The 21430-nt window shown below is 56.8% G+C and carries 19 protein-coding genes; 5 read left to right on the forward strand and 14 right to left on the reverse strand.

Annotated features, from left to right (window positions below):
- On the reverse strand, positions 1–4950 hold the full coding sequence (locus tag ABIE11_RS07745) for an alpha-2-macroglobulin family protein (RefSeq protein WP_429184236.1): 4950 nt from the start codon (positions 4948–4950) through the stop codon (positions 1–3).
- Between the two features lie 292 nt (positions 4951–5242).
- Between ABIE11_RS07745 and ABIE11_RS07750 the strand changes: the two genes are divergently transcribed.
- The 4 genes from ABIE11_RS07750 (at position 5243) to ABIE11_RS07765 (ending at position 9870) form a co-directional block, all read left to right on the forward strand.
- The gene (locus ABIE11_RS07750) at positions 5243–6787 is read left to right on the forward strand and encodes a PTS transporter subunit EIIC (protein WP_429184237.1); all 1545 of its coding nucleotides are present in this window, start codon (positions 5243–5245) and stop codon (positions 6785–6787) included.
- Between the two features lie 11 nt (positions 6788–6798).
- The gene (locus ABIE11_RS07755; RefSeq protein WP_429184238.1) at positions 6799–8166 is read left to right on the forward strand and encodes a 6-phospho-alpha-glucosidase; all 1368 of its coding nucleotides are present in this window, start codon (positions 6799–6801) and stop codon (positions 8164–8166) included.
- A gap of 88 nt (positions 8167–8254) precedes the next feature.
- On the forward strand, positions 8255–9100 hold the full coding sequence (sseA, locus tag ABIE11_RS07760; protein WP_429184239.1) for a 3-mercaptopyruvate sulfurtransferase: 846 nt from the start codon (positions 8255–8257) through the stop codon (positions 9098–9100).
- Complete coding sequence (locus ABIE11_RS07765; protein ID WP_129035579.1) at positions 9100–9870, forward strand: MurR/RpiR family transcriptional regulator; 771 nt, start codon at positions 9100–9102, stop codon at positions 9868–9870. The genes sseA and ABIE11_RS07765 overlap by 1 nt, the downstream gene beginning before the upstream one ends.
- 18 nt (positions 9871–9888) lie before the next feature.
- Here the strand turns inward: ABIE11_RS07765 and sseB are convergent, their stop codons facing one another.
- From sseB to trmJ, 11 genes are all read right to left on the reverse strand, one after another.
- The gene (gene sseB, locus ABIE11_RS07770) at positions 9889–10665 is read right to left on the reverse strand and encodes an enhanced serine sensitivity protein SseB (protein WP_100779313.1); all 777 of its coding nucleotides are present in this window, start codon (positions 10663–10665) and stop codon (positions 9889–9891) included.
- Positions 10666–10758: 93 nt separating this feature from the next.
- Complete coding sequence (gene pepB, locus ABIE11_RS07775) at positions 10759–12045, reverse strand: aminopeptidase PepB (protein WP_429184240.1); 1287 nt, start codon at positions 12043–12045, stop codon at positions 10759–10761.
- A gap of 68 nt (positions 12046–12113) precedes the next feature.
- Complete coding sequence (iscX, locus tag ABIE11_RS07780) at positions 12114–12317, reverse strand: Fe-S cluster assembly protein IscX (protein WP_100779311.1); 204 nt, start codon at positions 12315–12317, stop codon at positions 12114–12116.
- Positions 12318–12328: 11 nt separating this feature from the next.
- Positions 12329–12664, reverse strand: a complete 336-nt coding sequence (gene fdx / locus ABIE11_RS07785; RefSeq protein WP_100779310.1) for an ISC system 2Fe-2S type ferredoxin — start codon at positions 12662–12664, stop codon at positions 12329–12331.
- A 1-nt stretch (position 12665) separates the two neighbouring features.
- On the reverse strand, positions 12666–14516 hold the full coding sequence (hscA, locus tag ABIE11_RS07790; RefSeq protein WP_409255436.1) for a Fe-S protein assembly chaperone HscA: 1851 nt from the start codon (positions 14514–14516) through the stop codon (positions 12666–12668).
- Between the two features lie 15 nt (positions 14517–14531).
- Complete coding sequence (gene hscB / locus ABIE11_RS07795; RefSeq protein WP_102104982.1) at positions 14532–15047, reverse strand: co-chaperone HscB; 516 nt, start codon at positions 15045–15047, stop codon at positions 14532–14534.
- 76 nt (positions 15048–15123) lie between these two features.
- Positions 15124–15447 carry an iron-sulfur cluster assembly protein IscA gene (iscA, locus tag ABIE11_RS07800; protein WP_100779307.1) on the reverse strand — a complete coding sequence of 108 codons (324 nt, stop codon included), beginning with the start codon at positions 15445–15447 and terminating at the stop codon, positions 15124–15126.
- 19 nt (positions 15448–15466) lie between these two features.
- Positions 15467–15853: a Fe-S cluster assembly scaffold IscU gene (gene iscU / locus ABIE11_RS07805; RefSeq protein ID WP_005120408.1), complete on the reverse strand. Its 387-nt coding sequence runs from the start codon at positions 15851–15853 to the stop codon at positions 15467–15469.
- A 22-nt stretch (positions 15854–15875) separates the two neighbouring features.
- Positions 15876–17090, reverse strand: coding sequence for an IscS subfamily cysteine desulfurase (locus ABIE11_RS07810; RefSeq protein ID WP_100779306.1), 1215 nt, complete (start codon positions 17088–17090; stop codon positions 15876–15878).
- A gap of 119 nt (positions 17091–17209) precedes the next feature.
- The gene (gene iscR / locus ABIE11_RS07815) at positions 17210–17701 is read right to left on the reverse strand and encodes a Fe-S cluster assembly transcriptional regulator IscR (RefSeq protein ID WP_100779305.1); all 492 of its coding nucleotides are present in this window, start codon (positions 17699–17701) and stop codon (positions 17210–17212) included.
- A 235-nt stretch (positions 17702–17936) separates the two neighbouring features.
- Positions 17937–18674, reverse strand: coding sequence for a tRNA (cytosine(32)/uridine(32)-2'-O)-methyltransferase TrmJ (gene trmJ / locus ABIE11_RS07820; RefSeq protein ID WP_100779304.1), 738 nt, complete (start codon positions 18672–18674; stop codon positions 17937–17939).
- Positions 18675–18811: 137 nt separating this feature from the next.
- On the opposite strand from trmJ, the gene suhB reads away from it, so the two are divergent.
- The gene (suhB, locus tag ABIE11_RS07825) at positions 18812–19618 is read left to right on the forward strand and encodes an inositol-1-monophosphatase (RefSeq protein ID WP_100779303.1); all 807 of its coding nucleotides are present in this window, start codon (positions 18812–18814) and stop codon (positions 19616–19618) included.
- An 82-nt stretch (positions 19619–19700) separates the two neighbouring features.
- Here the strand turns inward: suhB and ABIE11_RS07830 are convergent, their stop codons facing one another.
- Together ABIE11_RS07830 and ABIE11_RS07835 are read right to left on the reverse strand one after the other, a co-directional pair.
- Positions 19701–20681 carry a nickel/cobalt transporter gene (locus tag ABIE11_RS07830; RefSeq protein ID WP_319417954.1) on the reverse strand — a complete coding sequence of 327 codons (981 nt, stop codon included), beginning with the start codon at positions 20679–20681 and terminating at the stop codon, positions 19701–19703.
- Positions 20672–21310: a DUF1007 family protein gene (locus ABIE11_RS07835; RefSeq protein WP_429184241.1), complete on the reverse strand. Its 639-nt coding sequence runs from the start codon at positions 21308–21310 to the stop codon at positions 20672–20674. The genes ABIE11_RS07830 and ABIE11_RS07835 overlap by 10 nt, the downstream gene beginning before the upstream one ends.
- Positions 21311–21430 lie beyond the last annotated feature (120 nt).

Genomic DNA, 21430 nt, shown 5'->3' on the forward strand with positions numbered 1-21430 from the left:
TTACGGAACAACAATCAGCGGGCCGCTTGCTGCGCCCGTTGCCCGCCATTGCGGAACATACATAGATTCCACCATCGGTACCGGAACCTGATACGTTCCCGGTGTAACGGCACGAGCCAGATACACCAGCGTCACAGGCTGCCCTTCGTTCACGGGCACCGCAGCAACAAAGCGATCGTCGCGGAACTCCATATGCTGAATGTCCGCCTGTTGCATCTGGTTGAGCAGATTCTGCACTTCGCTGCCGCTATCCTGAAGGCTGGCGCTGCTGCTGGCCAGGTTCTGGTTTTCCAGCTCAAGCCCTGCCGGAAGTAAATCGACCACCAGCGCATCCGGGACATTCTGATTTGCCTTCACTTCCAGCCACACCAGCACCAGTTCACCGCTTTTCAGAGAAGAGAGCGATTTGCTGCTGCCATCGGTTGCGAGAATATGACGCTCGATTTGCAGAACGTTGGACGATGGCTGCGGGGCATAATCCGGATAGCCCGTGCTGTCGAGACGGACCCACAGCGGCGTGGTGCCACTGTTGGTGACCTGCAATGCGCCCAACTGATCGCCACTCACATTTTGTGTCTGAGCCTTATCGCCGCTCAGCGCTTTATCCGAGAGGCTGGTGGTTGCCTGCCAGGCGCCTGAAAGTGTCGGCAATAGACGACCGGCCAGGAACAGCGCGTTGCTTTCCTGCGTTGAGAGCCAGCGCTGGCTGAACGCCTGCTGAGACAACGTATTCAGCAGCGTGTTCTGCGCATCCGGCAGTAGTTTGTACTCTTCCAGCAGGGAGAGCATCAGGGCGTTGTCACGCAGTGGGCTGCCGTAATCCGCCATCCAGTTTTTGCTGTCACTGCGAGAGGTTTTCAAGGCCAGATCCAGCGCCTGCTGGCTGCGTGGCGCATCGCCCATCAGTTTCAACGCCATCCCCAGCTGCATCAACGGCAGACCCGAACCGGTCTGCGCACGACGCTCCCAGATTTCACGCAGTGCACCCAGCGGTGCTTTTTGCTGGCGGGCCAGCACCAGTGCCGCATAGGCCTGAACCGCAAATTTACTCGCCTGCGTATCATCGCTGTAGCGAATAGACATCATGCCAGGATCCTGCAGATAGCGCAGAAGACGGTTGTTGGCATTGTTCACCGCCTCGGCCGGAACGCTGTACCCCTGCTCACCCGCACGGACCAGGAAATCGGTAACGTAGGCCGTCAGCCAATACTCTTCCGGGCCATTTTTATCCCAGAGGGCAAAACCACCGTCATCACGCTGCATTTGCAGCAAACGGGAGATGCCGATATCAATAGCCGCACGGCGTTTGTCATCCGTATCGCCTTTGATGCCGAGGGCCGTCAATTGCGCCGCGTTGGTATAGAGCGACGGGAACAGGCCGCTTGCGGTTTGTTCCAGGCAACCGTATGGATAGGCCTGCAATTCGCGGATATAACGCGCCAGGTTCAGCGGTGGTTTACCGCTGAGCAGCAGTTGACCTTGCAGGGTAGCCGGTGAGAATCCCGTGATGTGCTGAGCCGGTGCCGTCCAGCTTTCGCCTGGGTTTAGCATGGTTCCCGTATTCACTGTCTGTGCCGGGAACGCCGGACGCACGCCAATTTTCCAGCTCTTGTTCTGCGGTGCGAAAGTTTCTCCTGGCAACTGAAGGCCAGTCACCTGCGCGGTGATTTCGCCGTCACCGTAACCGTCCAGGGCTCTCACCGGAACAAACAGCGTGGTTCGCGTGCCCGGTTCAAGCTGAACGGGCTGCGGTTGTGCGCCTTCGAGCTCCATCAATCCCGATGCGCTCAACGCGACGTTCAGCGTCTGCGGTTTGTCGGTGAGGTTAGTCAGATCCAGCGTCAGCCTTGTTGAGTCACCACTGGCCAGGAAGCGTGGCGTGTTGAGTTCGGTAATCACCGGCGCCGCAACAATCACTTTGCCCTCGCTGCTACCAAAATCATCCGCCGTCCAGGCCTGCGCCATGACGCGCAGCTCGCCGTTGAAGTCGCCAATCGGCAGAGTAATCGTCCCTTCGCCATTGTCATCCAGCGCCACAGGCTGCGCCTGCTGGGCAATAATGGTGACATGATTCACCGGCGGTTTACCGCCGCGTTTCAGCTCATCGCCGTCACCACCAAAGCGCAGTGCCGCCATCCTTCCCTGGCCTTCAATCACCTGACCGTAAATATCGTAGATATCCGCGCCGTAACGCTTCTGACCAAAGAACGCTTCCCACGGATCGGGCGTGACATAATCGGTAATGTTCAGAACGCCGCTATCGACAGCGGACACCAGCACGTTCACTTTCTGTGGCACACTGCCGTCTTTCACGCTGGCTTTGACCTTCACTGACAGCGACTGATTCGGGCGAATTTTCTGTGGTGTATCCAGGGCCAGCGTGAGTCGACGATTTTCATCACCCATCGGCAGATGCAGAATACCCACCGCACGTTTCGGCGTGGCGGATTTGGATTTATCTCCCGGACGTACCACCAGCGTGCTGAGGTAAAGATCGTGACGCTTCCAGGCTTTATCGACCGGAATGGAGAGATCCAGCCCGTTCGCCGGGACATCGATCTCTTTCCACCACAGCGGACCTTCGCTGGATTCGATCATTGCGTAGCCTTTACCCGCTGCCGGTGCTGCAACATGCAGTTTAATGGTGTCGCCTGGCTGATAAGCGGGTTTGTCGAGTTTCAGCATGACGCGGTCAGGGCGCGCGGCCCCGGTGCCGTCACTGTTATCCTGCCAGCTGTAACCGGCCCAGAAACGCACGCTGCTGACCATATCGTCAGGGGCTTTGACTTCCAGACGGTAAGAGCCCCACTCAACGGGGAAGGTCACTTTGCCCGTTTCGTCGGCCTTGAGCGTCAGTGCCTGCTCGCCCTCCACCAGATCTTTCTGATCGAACTGAGACAACCAGCCGTCGCTTTCAGACCAGTTCCAGTAGTAGTCGCGGCGCTCGCGGATCAGGCGCACCTGAAGATCCGATACGGCTTTTTTCGCGCCACTGGCGTCGGCATAAACAATGTCAAAACTGGCATTACCGTTTTCATCGACAATCGGCTGGTTCACCGTGGTGTCCGTGCGATAGTCATACACCGCTTTGCTGGCGAACTGAGGGCGGATACCCGGCAGGGCAGCAGCAGGCCAGATGGCCTGCTCTGCACGACGCGTGATCGGCCTACCACCAGACTCCAGCAGGCTGGCCTGCAGAATCAGCTGCAGCGGAGAATGCACCTCTTTCCACTGGCTTTCCGTGGCAACCTGACCGCGCCCCTGCTCATTCAGCGTCAATTGCACTTCATCGAGGCTGCGGCTGAGATTCTCTTCCGCAATATCACCGAACTGGAATCCCGGCAACGCGCTGACCGCTTCACGCAGCGGACGCAGGAAAAGCTGCCCCTGCAGACTGTTGCCGTTAGCCGGTGCGCCATACAGGTAGTAGCCGACAACGTCGAAATTGACCTCATCCTGCACCGAAACCGGCGTTTTCTGCCCGGTCAGATTCAATGCCATACGTTCTGGCATGAAATCTTCGACGTGGAAATCCCACAAACGCTGCTGATTGTCGCCCGTATTCGCGCGCACATGCCACATGCCGGTCTGCGCGCCGCTTTCCAGTGGATAGTTGAAGCGATAAAGACCATTTTCAGGCTGGCTGACGACGGTTCGCGCCACCTGCCCATCCGGGCGCAGCACTTCCAGCTTCACAGGCTGATCGGCCAGCGGTTTGCCGTCGCTGTCGCGCAGCAGACCGTTGAGGATCACGGTCTCCCCCGGACGATAGAGATCGCGCGGGCCAAACATAAAGAACTGCTTGCTGTAACCAGGCCCGCCTGCGATATCAAATTCCGCCAGGTCCAGCGCCGGGAGTTTTAGATCCAGTAGCGTCGTCTGGCCGTCTTTACGGGCCAGAATCAGTGCAGCCTCTTTGTCCGTTTCGAGTTTTGCATGGCCGTCGCCATCGCTGGTGCCCTGCGCCAGCGTCTGGCCTTTGTCATTCAGCAGCAGGACTTCAACACCGGACTGTGCCGCGCCGTTCTCTAAGCTCTGAGTGAAGATATCGAGACGATTGTGATAGCGGTGCGCAGACAAGCCCACGTCACTGAGGGTGAAGAGCGTGGCAGCATTGCTGTAGTTGTAATGCCCCGCCTGATTCATCACCGCGATATAGACGCCGGACTGCTGCAACGGTTTGATATCGCGCAGCGGCAGCAGCAGTTTTTCGCGGGTATTGCGCGCCGGATTGAGATCGAAACGCCCGGTATAGACCAGCTCGGCCATCTTAAGCAGATTATCCGATTCCCAGTTGCTCAGGGAGTTACGGTACTCCCACTGGCTCACAAATGAGGCCAGCGATTCCGGCTTCACGCGGTAGAAGTTTACATCCACGTTGTTGACGTTCAGCGCCATCACCGGCAGGCCTTCGACCACTTTACCCGGCAGGAGCGAGCCCCGGCTGGCAAAGCCGACAGTCGGTTCAGTATCCCGAGTGGTGATCGCTTTTTCGTAGTCGATGCCAAAGGTCGCTTTGTTCAACGCCTGCAGATCGCGCTCCACGGTGACCACAAGATTGCGATTCGGCTCCAGATGGCGCAGGCGCAGCTCTTTCAGATTTGGCGCGAGCTCCCAGGCACCGTCCACTTTGCCGCTCTTTTTATCGACGACGTGAACCGTGCGGGCAAAATCCTGATCGGGGTTGAGCGGAACCGAAAACGTCAGAACCAGAGTGGATGCGCCATCGAGCTGAACTTCCGAGGCATCGAGCAGCGTGAGCGCTTTGCCCTCACTCTGCGCGGCGAGTTTCGCGAGCTTATCCGCATCCGGTTTGGCGGGCGCTTCTGATGTGGTGGTGGAAGCCGCGGGTGCGGCCGCCTGAGGTTTATCGTCGTTGTTATCGCAACCAACGAGCGTAAACGTGGTGAGAAGCGCGAGCGAGAGCGCAGCTAAGCGAAACGGTGTCATCCTTTATCCCTGTTCTTGGAACCTGTTAGTCGTCATCCGAATAAGTATTATCCGCAAGTTTCACGAATACAAAAGTCCAATCTTAGAATCTGGAAAGCGCCTCGCAGATTGCTCCCGACTCTCCTGCGGCTGCGATACCGATCATCGTTCAGATCACAGTGCTAAAGGTTACATGTAACCTTTAGCGTCATTTGTTTTTAAAACAATAAGATAGCTAGATATCCAGACAGATCACCTGCTAGTTTACATCTTAGACGCACGCTGAGTGCGCGGTTCACTAAGAGAGATAGCCATGAAACGAGCCGTGAACGCCCTACAAAATTTCGGAAAATCACTTTACGGACCGGTACTTATCTTACCGATTGTCGGGCTGTTTATCGCCTTCGGCAACGTGCTGGGTAACGGTAATCTTGCCGAGTATGTGCCGTTTCTCGGCCATCCTATGATTCAACACATTGGCCAGCTGATTGCTAAATCTGCGGTCTCGGTGCTGGTCAATCTGGCGCTGGTCTTTGCAGTGGGCATTCCTGTTGGCCTCGCCACGCGGGATAAAGGTTACGCGGCGCTTATCGGTCTGGTGACTTTTGTGGTGTTTATCAATGCCATGAATGTGACGCTCCAGCTACAAGGGCATCTCGCCCCCGCCGATCAGATGAAAGCCGCCGGACAGAGCATGGTATTAGGCGTGCAGGTTCTGGAGATGGGCGTTTTCGCCGGTATTCTGACCGGTGCCCTGTCGGGATATCTGTACAATAAATACTCCGGCGTACAGTTTAACGGCGCTATGGCGATCTACTCCGGGCACTGTTTCGTGGCGATTATCATGCTGCCCGTGTCGATGCTGCTTGGCGTGGTGATGAGCGAGCTGTGGCCCTTTGCCCAGCACGGAATTAGCGCCATGGCATTAGCCATTAAAGGTTCTGGTCCGTTTGGCGTGGCGATTTACGGTTTCCTTGAGCGCATTCTGGTGCCAACCGGCCTGCATCACCTGGTCTATACGCCGTTCCTGTACACAGAACTGGGCGGGACGCAGGAGGTGTGCGGCACCGTCTATCAGGGCGCACGGAACATCTACTTCGCCGAAATGGCCTGCCCGGAAGTGAAACAGCTCAGCAGCACGGTTGTGTGGGATGCACGCGGAATAAGCAAAATGTTCGGCCTGCCTGCCGCGGCGCTGGCGATGTATATGACCGCCCGACCGGAGCGCAAAGCGCTGGCGAAAGCCATCCTGATCCCGGCGGCGCTAACCTCGCTGCTGGTCGGCGTGACCGAACCGCTCGAATTCTCCTTCTTGTTTGTCGCCCCGCTGCTGTTTGTGGTGCACGCGGTGCTGACCGGGATTGGCATGATGCTGTTCTATCTGTTTGGCGTTCATGCCATCGGCGCCAACGGCATTATCGATTTCATTCTCTACAACCTGCCGCTGGGCACGGAGAAGTCCAACTGGCCGATGTATATCGTCGTCGGGCTGATTATGTTCGCGCTCTATTTCATCGTGTTCCGCTTCCTGATCCTGCGTTTCAACATGAAAACGCCGGGCCGTGAGGACGACGAACAGGAAACCCGTCTGTACAGCAAGCAGGAGTATCAGGCGAAAGGCAGCAACGACGGGCTGGGCGAGTCCATCGTGGTCGGTCTCGGCGGGCGAGAAAATATTGAAGTGGTGGATAACTGCTACACCCGACTGCGCGTCACCGTGAAAGATGTCGACATCATCGATGAGCCACGGCTCAAGGCGACGGGTGCAAAAGGAATTATCAAACAAGGTAACAACGTTCAGGTGGTCTACGGGCTGCACGTCAAAAAAATGCGAGAAGCCGTTGAGACGTTTCTCTGAAGGAGCCAAACATGTTTAAACCTCCCTTTATTCTCTCCATTGCCGGGGGTGGCAGCACCTACACACCCGGCATTGTGAAAAGCCTGATGGTTCAGTTGCAGGATTTCCCGCTGGCGGAAATCCGCCTCTACGACATCGACGCCGCGCGCCAGGACACCATCGCACCCGTGGTCGAGAAAGTGATTCGCGACCACAGCCAGAGCATTAAATTCACCGTGACGCACGACCCGGAAGTGGCCTTCAGCGGCGCCCATTTTGTGTTCGCCCAGATGCGCGTCGGTCAGTATAAAATGCGCGAGCAGGACGAGAAGATCCCCTTGCGCCACGGCGTCGTCGGGCAGGAAACCTGCGGCCCTGGCGGGCTGGCATACGGGCTACGGACAATTTTGCCGATGGTCGAACTGATCGATCTGGTAGAGCGATACGCACACGAGAAAGCGTGGATCGTGAACTACTCCAACCCGGCGGCAATTGTGGCTGAGGGCGTACGCCGCCTGCGCCCGAACGCCCGCGTGCTGAACATCTGCGATATGCCGGTGGCAGCGATGCGAAATATGGGCGCGATTCTGGGCGTCGATCGTCACAAGCTGGAAGTGGACTATTTCGGCCTGAACCACTTCGGTTGGTTTACTCGTGTGCTGGTCGATGGCGTGGACAGATTGCCGGAGCTGCGCCGCCATATCGCAAAATATGGTCTGCTGACGGAAGATGCAGCCAAAACCGACCCGCAGCACTCAGATCCCTCGTGGGTGAAAACCTGGCGCAACATCAAGCCGATCATGGATAACTTCCCGGAATATCTGCCGAACCCGTATCTGCAGTATTATCTGATGCCAAATCAGATTGTTGAGCATCAAAACCCGGATTATACCCGTGCCAACGAAGTGATGAACGGGCGCGAGAAAAAGCTGTTTGCCGCCGCCGAAGCGTATAAGCGTACCGGGATTTTGTCCGATGCCTTCCACGTCGGCGTGCACGGCGAGTTTATTGTCGATGTGGCCCGTTCGCTGGCGTTCAACCTGCGTCAGCGCCATCTGGTGATGGTCGAAAACCGGGGGGCGATCACCAACCTGCCGTACGACGCGGTAGTGGAAGTCCCGGCCTATATCACCTCCGAAGGGCCTGAGCCGATCCGCGTGGGCCTGGTGCCACTGTTCCACCAGACGTTGCTGCAACAACAGCTCGCCTCTGAGCAACTGCTGGTGGAAGCGACCATCGAAGGCAGCTACGAAAAGGCGCTGCAGGCATTCACCCTGAACCGCACCGTGCCGACGATGGAACACGCAAAAGCCATTCTCGATGAGATGATCGAGGCCAACCGCGACTACTGGCCCGCGCTGCAAAAAGCCTGGCAGGACGGCGAAGCGGTGAAAAAATAGGGGGTTGCTCGCGAGTTGAACGTGGTTTGCTTGTCGGTGTCAGATAAAACACCGACAATCCTTTTTTAAGGAAAAAATGGAGGCACCCATGTCCACCTCATATTTTGTCGCAGCCGACTGGCTTCTCGAACATAGCGACGACCCGGAAGTGCAAATCCTCGACGCGCGCATGGCCCCGCCAGGGCAGGAGCATCGCGACATTCCCGCTGAATACCGCGCCGGACATCTTCCGGGCGCGGTCTTTTTTGATATCGAAGCCCTCTCCGATCACACCTCTCCCCTGCCCCATATGATGCCGCGCCCGGAGGCCTTTGCCGTGGCCATGCGTGAGCTGGGCGTGAGCCGCGATAAACATCTGGTGGTTTACGATGAGGGCAATCTGTTCTCCGCTCCGCGCGCATGGTGGATGCTGAAAACCTTCGGCGTAGAGAATGTGTCTATTCTGGCCGGTGGCCTGGCAGGCTGGCAGCGCAATGAACTGCCACTTCAGCAAGGGGATGTCGCTCTGCCGGAAGACGACTTTGACGCGACGCTGGACCCAAACGCCGTGAAACGTCTCACCGACGTTCTGCTGGTTAGCCACGAGAAAACGGCGCAAATTGTCGATGCCCGATCGGCGCCACGCTTTGCAGCCCAGGCTGATGAACCCCGTCCAGGCCTGAAACGCGGACACATTCCCGGCGCACTCAACGTGCCGTGGGGCGATCTGGTGTTTGAAGGCGAGCTGAAAACCACCGATGAACTGAGCGAGATTTTTGCCCGCCAGGGGGTGGATTTGCATAAACCTGTGGTTGCCAGCTGTGGCTCGGGTGTGACCGCCTGCGTGGTAATTCTGGCGCTGGCAACGCTCGGCGTGACCGACGTGACGCTGTACGACGGTGCATGGAGTGAATGGGGCGCCCGGGACGATCTGCCGATTGAACCTGCTCAGTAATGGATAACCGACTGGCAACACTGCTGACGCGCGGGGAGTCCCTGACCCGCGCGGAATATCGCGTCCTGGCCCACCTCACGGAGCATCCGCTGCTGGTGGGCAATATCACGGTACGCGAGCTGGCGCAGGCGACCTTTGTCTCGACGGCCACTATTATGCGCCTATGTCAGAAGCTGGGGTTTAGCGGTTTTAGCGAGTTTATCTGGCACTGCAAACAGCTGCTGACCGACACACCGCACATTGCGGCACAGGCGCAGGATTTGCCTCACCTGCCCGCCCTGTTCAGCCAGTTTATCGCCAACTATCAGCAGACGTTTCAGTGGGTCACGGAAGAGAAGCGCCGTCAGTTTGCCACGCTGCTGCGCGAGAAAGAGAGTTTCTTTCTCTACGGCGCCGGGTTTTCCTATTTGTTCGCGGAGTACTTGACGAAAAAGCTGCAGGTGCTAGGCAAAACGGCCTTTATCTCCGGGCCGGGCGACAGCCGGAATATTTTTCTGAGCAACGCCGCGCGCTATCAGGTGTTTATCGCGGTGTCGCGCAGCGGTGAAACAGAGCAGGTGCTTGATAAAGCGCGGATCGCCAAAAACGTAGGCATGACGGTGATTGCCTTTACCCGCGCGTCAGCAAATACGCTTGCCGGGATGGCGGATTTGCATTTCGCCCTGTATGACGAAGCAGTGCATTATGCCGCCGAGGCCGCAGGCGTGACGTCATTTGAATCGAATCTGGTTTTGCTGATGGATTTGTTACTGCTGGAAGCAACGGGGTGAGTGCTCACCCCGAGAATATTAGATAATACGGGTGGTTTTCAGATCGCGCAGGAATCCGCCCCAGCGACGTTCATAGAACGGCGTGATGTGCTCGGTAATAAAGTGGCTAATGCCCTTCTCACCTTTCACGACCTGACAGATATCAATCGGCTCATCGCCCGGCAGCGTATCGGTCGCAACGCTTCCCGCCGCCTGAATGATCTCGTCGATATCGCCATCAGCTTCAATCCCAATCAGCAGCACGGGCTGTTCTTCTGCGCTCTCTTTGATAGAGCACAGAAACGCGCGTTTCACCGGCTTGATGGTTTTGAACAGAGTGGTCAGAGAGTCGATCATCTGCGCCGGAGGCTCAGCCACTTCAGACAACAGCAGCGTTTCGCCGCCCTCCAGCACTTCCTGCGTGCTGAGCGGGTTGCCCTCTTCGCCAATCAGATGGCTGATTTCACGCGGGGTAAACTCTTTCCCGGTCGGCAGTTTGGCGTTAAGGAAGAGCGTTTCACCGAGCGTCATTTCAAACAGCGTGCGCACAGGCATGACGACAAACGCCTGTTCGTCTTCCACCGCTTGCTGCAGGGCTTCCAGCGAGGTGAAAAACGGGATAACAGACGTGCCGTCGTCTTTTTCCCAGTGCAGCAGATCCAGCGCGCTGTCTTCCACAACCTGCTCGCCTTCAGCCGCCGTTCCCGGAACCCAGACGGTGGACTCCAGCAGGGTGCGGAAAAATGCCGGACGGTGGGCTGGCTCAGTGGCCGCCTGCTCCAGCAGGGTTTCTAATTCGTTTTTGGTTTCGGACATAGTTTCGTTACGTTAATCGCCCGGCGGCGCAGCGCTTGCACGGGCCTACGGGGTTTGTAGGCCGGGCAGCGGCTACGCCACCCGGCAGGACGACTACTCAGCAGTCAACAAATTCGCAATCGTACGCACACCCAGACCGGTAGCGCCCGCAGACCACTGTTCCACGCCCGCTTTGCGGTAGGTGGCGGAGCAGTCGATGTGCAGCCAGCCTTCGTGATAGTTCTCAACGAAGTGGGACAGGAAGCCTGCCGCGGTGCTTGCGCCCGCCGGATACGCTGCGCTTGCGGTGTTGTTCAGCTCGGCAAAGTTAGACGGCAGCTGGCTGCGGTGGAATTCCGCCAGCGGCAGACGCCAGAAAGGTTCGTTCTCAGCGGCGGCACTCGCCAGCAGGCGTGCGGCCAGTTTGTCGTCGAAGCTGAACAGCGCGTGATAGTCGTTACCCAGAGCGGTTTTCGCCGCCCCCGTCAGGGTTGCCATATCAATGATCAGCTCAGGTTTCTGCGCAGAGGCGTCAATCAGACCATCCGCCAGCACCAGACGGCCTTCGGCGTCGGTGTTCATCACTTCGACATTTTTACCGTTACGGTAGCGAATGATATCGCCCAGCTTGAACGCATTGCCGCTCACCATGTTGTCTGCGCAGCACAGGTACAGTTTTACGCGCTTGTTCAGACCACGGGTGATGGCGAATGCCAGTGCGCCGGTGATGGTTGCCGCACCGCCCATGTCGGACTTCATCGAGTCCATAAACGCGCTCTGCTTCAGGCTGTAACCGCCGGTATCAAAGGTAATGCCTTTGCCGACCAGACACGCGTAAACCGGCGCTTCTTTGTCGCCGGTCGGGTTGAAATCGAGAGCCAGCAGCACCGGTGGTCGCTCAGAGCCGCGCCCTACAGCGTGAATCCCCATGTAGTTTTGCTCGCGCAGATCTTCACCTTTGGTGATGCGATAAGACATTTTATCGCCTGCGACTTTACACAGCAGATCGACTGCGCGCTGCGCCAGCTGTTCAGGGCCCAGCTCTTCCGCCGGAGCGTTAATGGTGTCGCGCACCCAGTCGATGATGGTCAGACGGTTTTCCAGCTCTTTCTGCGCGGATTCGTCGAGGTTCCCCCACTCGACTTTACGGGTGCCTTTCGGGCCTTTGTAACCCGCCCAGAATGCCCAGCTGCGATCCGTGTCCCAGCCTTCTCCGGCCAGAGTGACGTGCTTGATGCCCAGGCCGTCAATTTTACGCGCGGCGCGCTGGATCAGACCCAAATCGTCGGAATCGTTCAGGTGCAGGGTGATGCCGTCATTGTTAATGCTGTAGGTGGCTTTGTCGCCCCAGCGTGCGTCAGCAGGCTGTGTAGAGAGCGTAATTTTCATCGCTTCGGTCATTTTATTTTTCCTTATTCGCAACGAGCAAACGGGCCGCCAGAAGGCAGCCCGTGTGATCTTTCTTTCTGTTAAACGTCTGCTTCATCTAACCAGACTAACAGAATCGCCTCCAGAATTTTTTCATTGGATGCGCTGGGATCATCGTCAAAATCTTCCAGATCGCAGATCCACTGATGCATATCGGTGAATCGTACGGTCTTCGGATCCAGATCCGGGTTGGCGTCGTACAGCGCCTCACCGATTTCGCGGCTGTCGGTCCACTTCAGTCCCATACTACCCCCTGTTAATGCTCACGCGCATGGTTGATAGTGTAACGCGGGATTTCGACCACCAGGTCTTCATCGGTGACGCGCGCCTGGCAGCTTAAACGGCTGTCTGGCTCCAAACCCCATGCTTTATCCAGCATGTCGTCTTCGTCTTCGGTGCTTTCCGCGAGGGAGTCAAAACCTTCACGCACGATGCAGTGGCAGGTGGTGCAGGCACAGGATTTTTCACAGGCGTGTTCCACTTCGATACCGTTGCGCAGGGCAACGTCGAGGATGGTTTCACCGGTCTCAGCTTCCAGAACTGCGCCATCCGGACAGAGGTCCGCATGAGGCAGAAAAACAATCTTTGGCATATTAAACCTCGTCCACGGACTGGCCTTTCAGCGCGACACGGACAGACTGGTCCATGCGGCGAGCGGCGAAATCCTGGGTTTGTTTATCAACGTTTTTAATCGCTTGTTCTATTGCGTCAGCGTCATCGCCAACCGCCACTGCGCGTAGCTGCGCAACGGCGTCGTCAATGGCCTGGCGCTCTGCGGCACTTAACAGCGCGGCATCGGCAGTGAGTGCGCCTTCCAGACTTTCCAGCACGCGCGCGGCTTCCACTTTCTGTTCCGCCAGCATACGTGCCTTCACATCCTGTTCGGCATAGCTCATTGAATCCTGAATCATGGAGGCGATTTCGCCGTCGGTCAGACCGTAAGACGGTTTCACCTGGATGGATGACTCCACGCCGGTCGATTTTTCCATCGCCGTGACGCTGAGCAGACCATCGGCATCCACCTGGAAGGTGACGCGGATATGCGCCCCGCCTGCTGGCAGCGCAGGAATACCGCGCAGCGCGAAGCGCGCCAGCGAACGGCAATCCTGGACCAGCTCGCGCTCGCCCTGCATCACGTGGATAGACATCGCAGTCTGGCCATCTTTGAAAGTGGTGAACTCCTGCGCGCGCGCCACGGGGATGGTGGTGTTACGGGGGATCACTTTCTCGACCAGGCCGCCCATGGTTTCCAGCCCCAGAGAGAGCGGAATCACATCGAGCAGCAGCATTTCGCTGTCCGGCTTGTTACCGACCAGAATATCCGCCTGAATCGCGGCCCCAATCGCCACCACTTTATCCGGGTCGATAGAGGTGAGCGGCGTGCGGCCAAAGAATTCGCCCACGCGTTCACGCACCAGCGGTACGCGCGTTGAGCCGCCGACCATCACCACTTCCAGCACTTCGCTCGCGTCGACGTTGGCGTCTTTGAGCGCACGACGGCAGGCCAGCAGCGTGCGTTTTACGAGCGCAGCAATCAGTTCGTTGAACTGCTCACGGGTGATTTCGCCGCGCCAGCCCGCTACGTCAACGGTGACTGACTGCGCATCGCTAAGCGCAATTTTAGCGTCGATAGCGGCATCCAGCAGTTCGCGCTGAACGCGCACGTCGCTGCGATCGGGAATTCCCGCCTGCTCGCGAATGTAATCCGCCAGCAGGTGGTCGAAGTCATCGCCGCCGAGGGCTGAGTCGCCGCCGGTCGCCAGCACTTCAAACACGCCACGGCTGAGGCGAAGAATGGAGATATCAAAGGTGCCGCCGCCGAGATCGTAAACGGCAATCACCCCTTCCTGGCCGGAATCGAGACCGTAAGCAATCGCCGCAGCGGTTGGTTCGTTGAGCAAGCGCAGCACATGCAGGCCCGCCAGACGCGCAGCGTCTTTCGTGCCCTGACGCTGTGCGTCGTCGAAATAGGCTGGCACGGTGATAACAACGCCATCCAGTTCGCCTTCGAGCGTCGCGGTCGCGCGCGCCGCGAGCGCTTTGAGAATATCGGCAGAGACGCGAACCGGGTTGAGCAACCCGGCGTCGGTGGCAATCATCGGCAGGCCGTTAACACTGGCCTGCAGCTGATACGGCAGATGCGGGTAACGCGTTTGAATATCGGCCAGCGAGCGGCCCATCATCCGTTTTACCGAGCTGATGGTATTGGCCGGATCTTTCGCGGCATTGGCGCGCGCGTCATATCCCACCGAATGGCCCTGCTGCTGGTAGTAAACGACAGAGGGCAGCAGATGACGCCCTTCGGCGTCTGCCAGCGTTTCCGCCTGGCCGCTGCGTACGGTCGCTACGAGGGAATTGGTGGTGCCTAAATCAATGCCCACCGCCAGACGACGCTGGTGCGGTGCGGCGCTCAGACCAGGCTCACTAATTTGTAATAAGGCCATGTTAAGCTTCCAAAATCAGAAATCGAGCAGCTTTTCTTCGAGTTGTTCAGCACTGCTTCGCAGTTTATCGAGAAAACGCAGCTTGCGTACAGTATCCGCCGCCACGTCCCACGTCTCGTTATTCAGTTGTTCAACCATCTGCTGATGGCGGGTATCGAACATCGCTTTCACCCGTTTGATGAAGCTTTCAAGACGCACTTCGTCTTTCGCCTGTTCGATCTCATCCAGCTCTTCGCGAAGCTCCAGCTGTTCCATCAGGAAAGCGGTGTCGCGTACCGTGTGTTGTTCACTTGCCAGATCAAAACCGTGCAGCGAGAGCAGATATTCCGCACGCGCTAAGGGACTGCGCAGCGTTTGCCACGCCTGATTAATGGTGGCTGACTGCGAAACGGCAGCCAGTTGCTCCGCCTGGGACCCGCTGGCAAATTTATCAGGATGGAATTGACGTTGCAGATCCTGAAAACGAACCGTCAGGGCCTGGATATCGATCGGGTACTGGGCGGGCAACCCGAAGAGGGTGAAGTAATCCATAACAATCTCAGGGTTAGCCAGTTAGAACAAACCCCACACGTAGCCAGGCCACGGTGGGGTTTCGGTTAACGCGCAGTTAAACGTGGAAGCTTTCGCCGCAACCGCACTCGTCTTTTACGTTCGGGTTAGTGAATTTAAACCCTTCGTTCAGGCCTTCTTTGACGAAGTCCAGCTGAGTGCCGTTGAGGAATTGCAGGCTCTTGCCATCGACTACTACCTTCACGCCTTTGTCTTCAAACACGGTGTCATCAGTCGCCGGTGCGTCAACAAATTCCAGTACATAAGCCATCCCGGAACAGCCGGAGGTACGTACGCCCAGTCGCAGGCCAAAGCCTTTACCACGGTTCGCCAGAAAGGCGCTTACTCGCGCGGCAGCGCTGTCGCTAAGGGTAATCGACATAACAAAACCTCAACTCTTCTTATTTCGCTTCACGTTTGCTTTTGTAATCCGCAATAGCGGCTTTGATCGCGTCTTCTGCCAGAATAGAGCAGTGAATTTTCACCGGTGGCAGTTCGAGTTCGTCAGCAATATCGGTATTTTTAATTGCCTGTGCTTCGTCCAGAGACTTGCCCTTCACCCACTCGGTGACGAGGGAGCTGGAAGCGATAGCAGAACCGCAACCGTAAGTCTTGAAACGCGCGTCTTCAATGATACCTTCATTGTTGACTTTAATCTGCAACTTCATCACGTCGCCACACGCTGGCGCGCCGACCATGCCGCTACCAACGCTTTCGTCGCTGTTGTCGAAAGAGCCAACGTTGCGTGGGTTCTCGTAATGATCAATAACTTTTTCGCTGTAAGCCATGTTGAATTCTCCTTCGTACCGATTAGTGATGTGACCATTCAATGCTGTTCAGATCCACGCCCTGTTTGAACATTTCCCACAGTGGAGAAAGGTCACGCAGACGGCCAATGGAGTTACGAACCAGCTTGATGGTGTAGTCAATCTCTTCTTCGGTAGTGAAGCGACCTAAAGAGAAACGGATAGAACTGTGTGCCAGCTCGTCGGTCATGCCCAGTGCACGCAGCACGTAGGATGGCTCGAGGCTTGCAGAAGTACAGGCAGAACCGGAAGAGACCGCGAGGTCTTTCAGCGCCATAATCAGCGATTCGCCTTCAACATAGTTGAAGCTGACGTTGAGAATGTTCGGAGCGCCCTGCTCGAGATCGCCGTTCAGATAGACTTCTTCCATATCTTTCACGCCGTCCCACAGACGGTTACGCAGCGTGCGCAGGCGCGCCATCTCGCTTTCCATCTCTTCTTTCGCGATACGGTAGGCTTCGCCCATGCCCACGATCTGGTGAACAGGCAGAGTTCCTGAACGCATGCCGCGCTCATGACCGCCGCCGTGCATCTGTGCTTCGATGCGAATACGTGGTTTACGACGAACGTACAGCGCGCCGATACCTTTCGGGCCATAAATTTTGTGGCCGGAGAAGGACATCAGGTCCACTTTCAGCTGGCTCAGATCGATAGGCAGTTTGCCCACGCTCTGGGTCGCGTCAACGTGATAGATGATGCCGCGCGCACGGCAGAGTTCGCCGATAGTCGCGATATCCTGAACCACGCCGATTTCGTTGTTAACGTGCATGATGGACACCAGAATGGTGTCGTCACGCATGGCCGCTTCGAGCTCTTTCAGGTCGATAATACCGTTGCTCTGAGGGGCGAGGTAGGTGACGTCAAAACCTTCACGCTCGAGCTGGCGACAGGTGTCCAGCACGGCTTTGTGTTCGGTTTTGCTGGTGATAATGTGCTTGCCTTTTTTCTGATAGAAGTTGGCAGCGCCTTTGATCGCCAGGTTGTCGGATTCGGTTGCACCGGAGGTGAAAACAATTTCACGCGGGTCGGCGCCAACCAGCTCAGCAATCTGATTACGGGCGATATCAACCGCCTCTTCAGCATGCCAGCCAAAACGGTGAGAACGGGAAGCTGGGTTACCAAAGTTTCCGTCCAGGGTCAGACACTGCATCATTTTCTCGGCAACACGCGGGTCCACCGGCGTGGTTGCGGAGTAATCGAGATAGATCGGTAATTTCATTGCTCTATAAACTCCGTACATCGCTTCAATGCAAGGAATCAGGCTAACCGGCTGGATGTACGGCCGAGTACACGGGGCAACGGGTGCCCCGGCCTGATTCGAAAAATCTTATCGTTTTTTTACGCGCGCAGTTTAACGTCGATTGCGTCTTGCGCGCGGGTGCTGCGTTGGTTTTCGTGATTATGCTGGCGGCCAGACACTTCCATAACTTCCTGGTTATTAACCAGTTCACCGAGGGTGATGTTATTCAGGAAGCCGGTCAGACGGTCGCTCAGATCGCGCCACAGCGCATGGGTCAGGCATTTATCGCCGCCCTGACAGCCGCCTTTGCCCTGGCAACGGGTCGCATCAACAGACTCATCAACAGCACTAATGACTTCGCCAACTGCAATACTGCCCGCGTCTTTACCCAGCAGATATCCGCCGCCTGGGCCGCGAACGCTGGAAACCAGTCCATTTTTACGCAATCTGGAGAACAGCTGTTCCAGATAAGAGAGGGAAATACCCTGACGTTCAGAAATATCAGCCAACGGAACCGGGCCCGATTCAGAGTTGAGCGCAACGTCCAGCATCGCGGTCACAGCATAACGCCCTTTAGATGTCAGTCTCATGTCTTACTTAACCTCAAACTCGCCCCTGCCCGGGGTTTTTTATTGTAAAATGGGGGGTATTGCATAGCAGGGCCAAGTCTGACATTCCCGACTAAATTGGTCAACTATTTACTTGACTGTTTTAGTCAAGTATTTAGCCTTATGTGCGCTCTGAGCCTTGTCGGGTGGCGCTTTGCTCACCCGACTGACCAGAACGTCGGCCCGCTCAAGCGAAGCGCAGCCGGGCAATCAGTCGTTACTGTTGCTTATTCTTCTGCTCAATAATCGACGCCAGCATCCCGCGCAGAATGTTCAGCTCCTGCGTTTCCGGGCGGGCGCGGGTAAACAGACGGCGCAGCTTGTTCATCACCTGGCCTGGATGCGACGCGCGAATAAAGCCCGTCGTCAGCAGCGTTTGCTCAAGATGTTCGTAGAAACGCTCTAAATCGTCCACCAGCGGATACGCGGCGTCTTCTTCTTGCTCCGGGGTGACGCCTTTTTCCTGGGTCGCCAGCCACGCCATACGCACTTCGTAGGCAATAACCTGCACCGCCATCGCCAGGTTCAGAGAGCTGTATTCCGGGTTCGCGGCAATCGCCACGTGGTAATGACACTTCTGCAGCTCGTCGTTGGTCAGGCCAACGCGTTCACGGCCAAACACCAGTGCGATCGGCGCCTGCTGGGCTTCAGCAACGCTTTTCAGGCCGCATTCGCGCGGATCGAGCATCGGCCACGGCAGCGTACGTGAACGTGCGCTGGTGCCGACGACCAGGCTACAGCCCGCCAGCGCTTCATCAAGGGTATCGACGATCTGAGCGTTGCCGATCACGTCGCTCGCCCCTGCTGCCAGTGCAATAGCCTGCGAGTCTGGTTTAACCAGCGGATTGACCAGCCACAGATTGGTTAAACCCATGGTTTTCATTGCGCGGGCGACAGAGCCCATATTGCCGGTGTGCGATGTTTCGACCAGTACGATTCGGATGTTTTGCAGCATAATTAGTTTTGTCTGAAGCCAGTGTCTGAAGAATATTCGGCCATATTATCATAAACGAGAGACATGATCCGAACTCGCTGCTATACTCTGGGCCGTTTTCGTTTCCCCTGTTCTTTAACATCCAGTGAGAGTAACCGATGCAACATCCTATGTTGACCATCGCCGTGCGCGCAGCGCGCAAGGCGGGTAATGTAATTGCCAAACACTACGAAACTCCAGATTCTGTAGAAACCAGCCAGAAAGGCAGCAATGACTTTGTGACTAACGTCGATAAAGCCGCAGAAGCGATTATTATCGAAACCATTCGCAAATCTTACCCGCAGCACACCATCATCACCGAAGAAAGCGGTGAACACGCAGGCGAAGATCAGGATGTTCAATGGGTAATCGATCCACTGGATGGCACCACCAACTTCGTTAAACGCCTTCCTCATTTCTCTGTTTCTATCGCTGTACGCATCAAAGGCCGTACTGAAGTGGCCGTTGTTTACGATCCAATGCGTAACGAACTGTTCACGGCTACCCGTGGTCAGGGCGCACAGCTGAACGGCTACCGTCTGCGCGGCAGCAACTCTCGCGATCTGGATGGCACAATTCTGGCGACCGGTTTCCCGTTCAAGGCGAAACAGCACGCCCAGACCTACATGAAAATTCTCGGCAAGCTCTACACCGAATGCGCGGATTTCCGTCGCACCGGTTCTGCTGCGCTGGATCTGGCCTACGTTGCCGCTGGCCGCGTTGATGGTTATTTCGAAATCGCGCTGAAGCCGTGGGATTTTGCTGCAGGCGAGCTGATTGCCCGTGAAGCAGGCGCACTGGTATGCGATTTCACCGGCGGTCACAACTACATGCTGAGCGGTAACATCGTGGCCGGTAACCCGCGTGTGGTGAAAGCTATGCTGGCGAACATGCGTGACGAACTGAGTGAAGCGCTGAAGCGTTAATTCCGTCTGTTGTGCCCGGTGGCACTGCACTTTCCGGGCTTACGATCCTGTAGGCCGGATAAGTGCAGTGCCATCGTTCGTTTTAGAACGGCCGCAACCCCCGCCCTACCGGCACTGCACTGATCCACATCGTCACCGCCGCCACCAGTAAAATCACTCCGCCCGCTAACGCCAGCGTCGTCCAGCCAACCTGCCGCCACAGTACCGGCGTTGTGTTGCCGCTCAGTTTGACCGCCAACTGGCGAAAACTGTGGACCAGCAATGCCAGCGAGGTAATCGTCAGTGACGTTCCCGCCGCCATCGCCAGCGCGGAGACCACGCCCCAGCTAAATACACCAATCACCTTACTGAACAGCAGCACCATGATCGCCCCGGAACAGGGCCGCATTCCCATCGACAGAATAATCATCAGCCGCGCGCGCCAGTCATCTGTGCCCTGTAACTGCTCCTGCGTCGGCAGATGTTGATGCCCGCAGCCGCAGTGTGCGTCGTGAACATGATGCGCCGTGAAGGCTTTAAACGTTGGTTTTCGAAGTAATGCCCGCAGTTTTTTGATCGCCCGCCAGCAGAGCAGCCCCCCCAGCACGCCCACCAGTGCATAACTGCCCTTCTCCAGCCAGAAGCTGCTCATGTGCAGCTGTCGGGCAGGCAGTTGCAGCACCGTCAGCACCACAACCACCAGCGCAATCGCCACCAGCCCCTGCAACAACGAAGAGGCGAGCGTTAAGCCGATACTGGATTTGAGCTTTGAAGGGTGAGTCGCAAGCCAGGTGGTGATGACGATCTTCCCGTGCCCTGGCCCCAGGGCATGCAGCACACCGTACAAAAAGCTGAAGATCAGCAGCGAGCCGCCCGCTTTGGTCGGGTTTTCCGCCACGGCCTTGAGCAGCCCGCTCATTTGCTGATTCACGTCGCGCTGCCAGAGGATGCTTTTCATCATCACCTGCGGCCACGCCTGCCAGAGCCATAACGCCCCGATGGCCGCTAAGATCAGAAACAGTGCCAGCGGCCACAGGTGCAGCCAGCGGCGTTTTTTGCTGAGTGAAGTGGAGATCACTGACATTGCACGGTCACCTGCTGCGCAAACTGTTTACCCAAATCCATGTCTTCCGGCGGCGCATCCGCTTTATCGAGAGAGAGCGCAAAATTCATCGTCTCTTCGCTGGGTTTAGGCGTATGGACCGCAATCGTGCAGCGCTTTTGCAGCACCGCGGGCAGCGTTGCGTCCTTGTCTTCTGCATAACTCATGTCGACGTAGTAGCTCGGGTCAAAGGTTGAAAACGTATACTTCTGCCCCGCCAACGGCTGAGGTTCGGCCAGCGGCAGAATAAAGGTTAACACCGCCTGGTGCCCGTCGCGCTCCATGCCGTAGGTCGTGGGGCGATTAAGGAATTTCACTTTCTGGCCGTTGTGCCAAAACTCCGTGAAGTAGTGCTGACCGAGTACGTTGGCCATCACTTCCGCCGCCAGTTTTTTCCAGATCTCATCGCCCGGTTTCGCATCGCCCGCGTCATAGAGTAGATCGGCTGATGTAATTTCATCCATCGTCCAGCGCATTTTCAGCCCGCTCAGGTGCGTATCGTCTGCGACAATCTCAGTCTGCAGGCTGATAAAACTGTGAGGATGCGCGACGGCGGCAGAAGATAAAACCGCCAAAAATAGCGCCGTGGCGTTGTGTTTAACTATTTGCATCGATTCCTCACGTCAAAAATTCTGTGATGTTCTCCCGCATTCCTGACGGAAAGACCCACGGGTGCGCTTTCCTGCGCACATCCTTTAGCTATTCTTATCGAATACTCCTACTGGATACCC

Source organism: Lelliottia sp. 489, from assembly GCF_050435885.1.
Lineage (GTDB): Bacteria > Pseudomonadota > Gammaproteobacteria > Enterobacterales > Enterobacteriaceae > Enterobacter > Enterobacter nimipressuralis.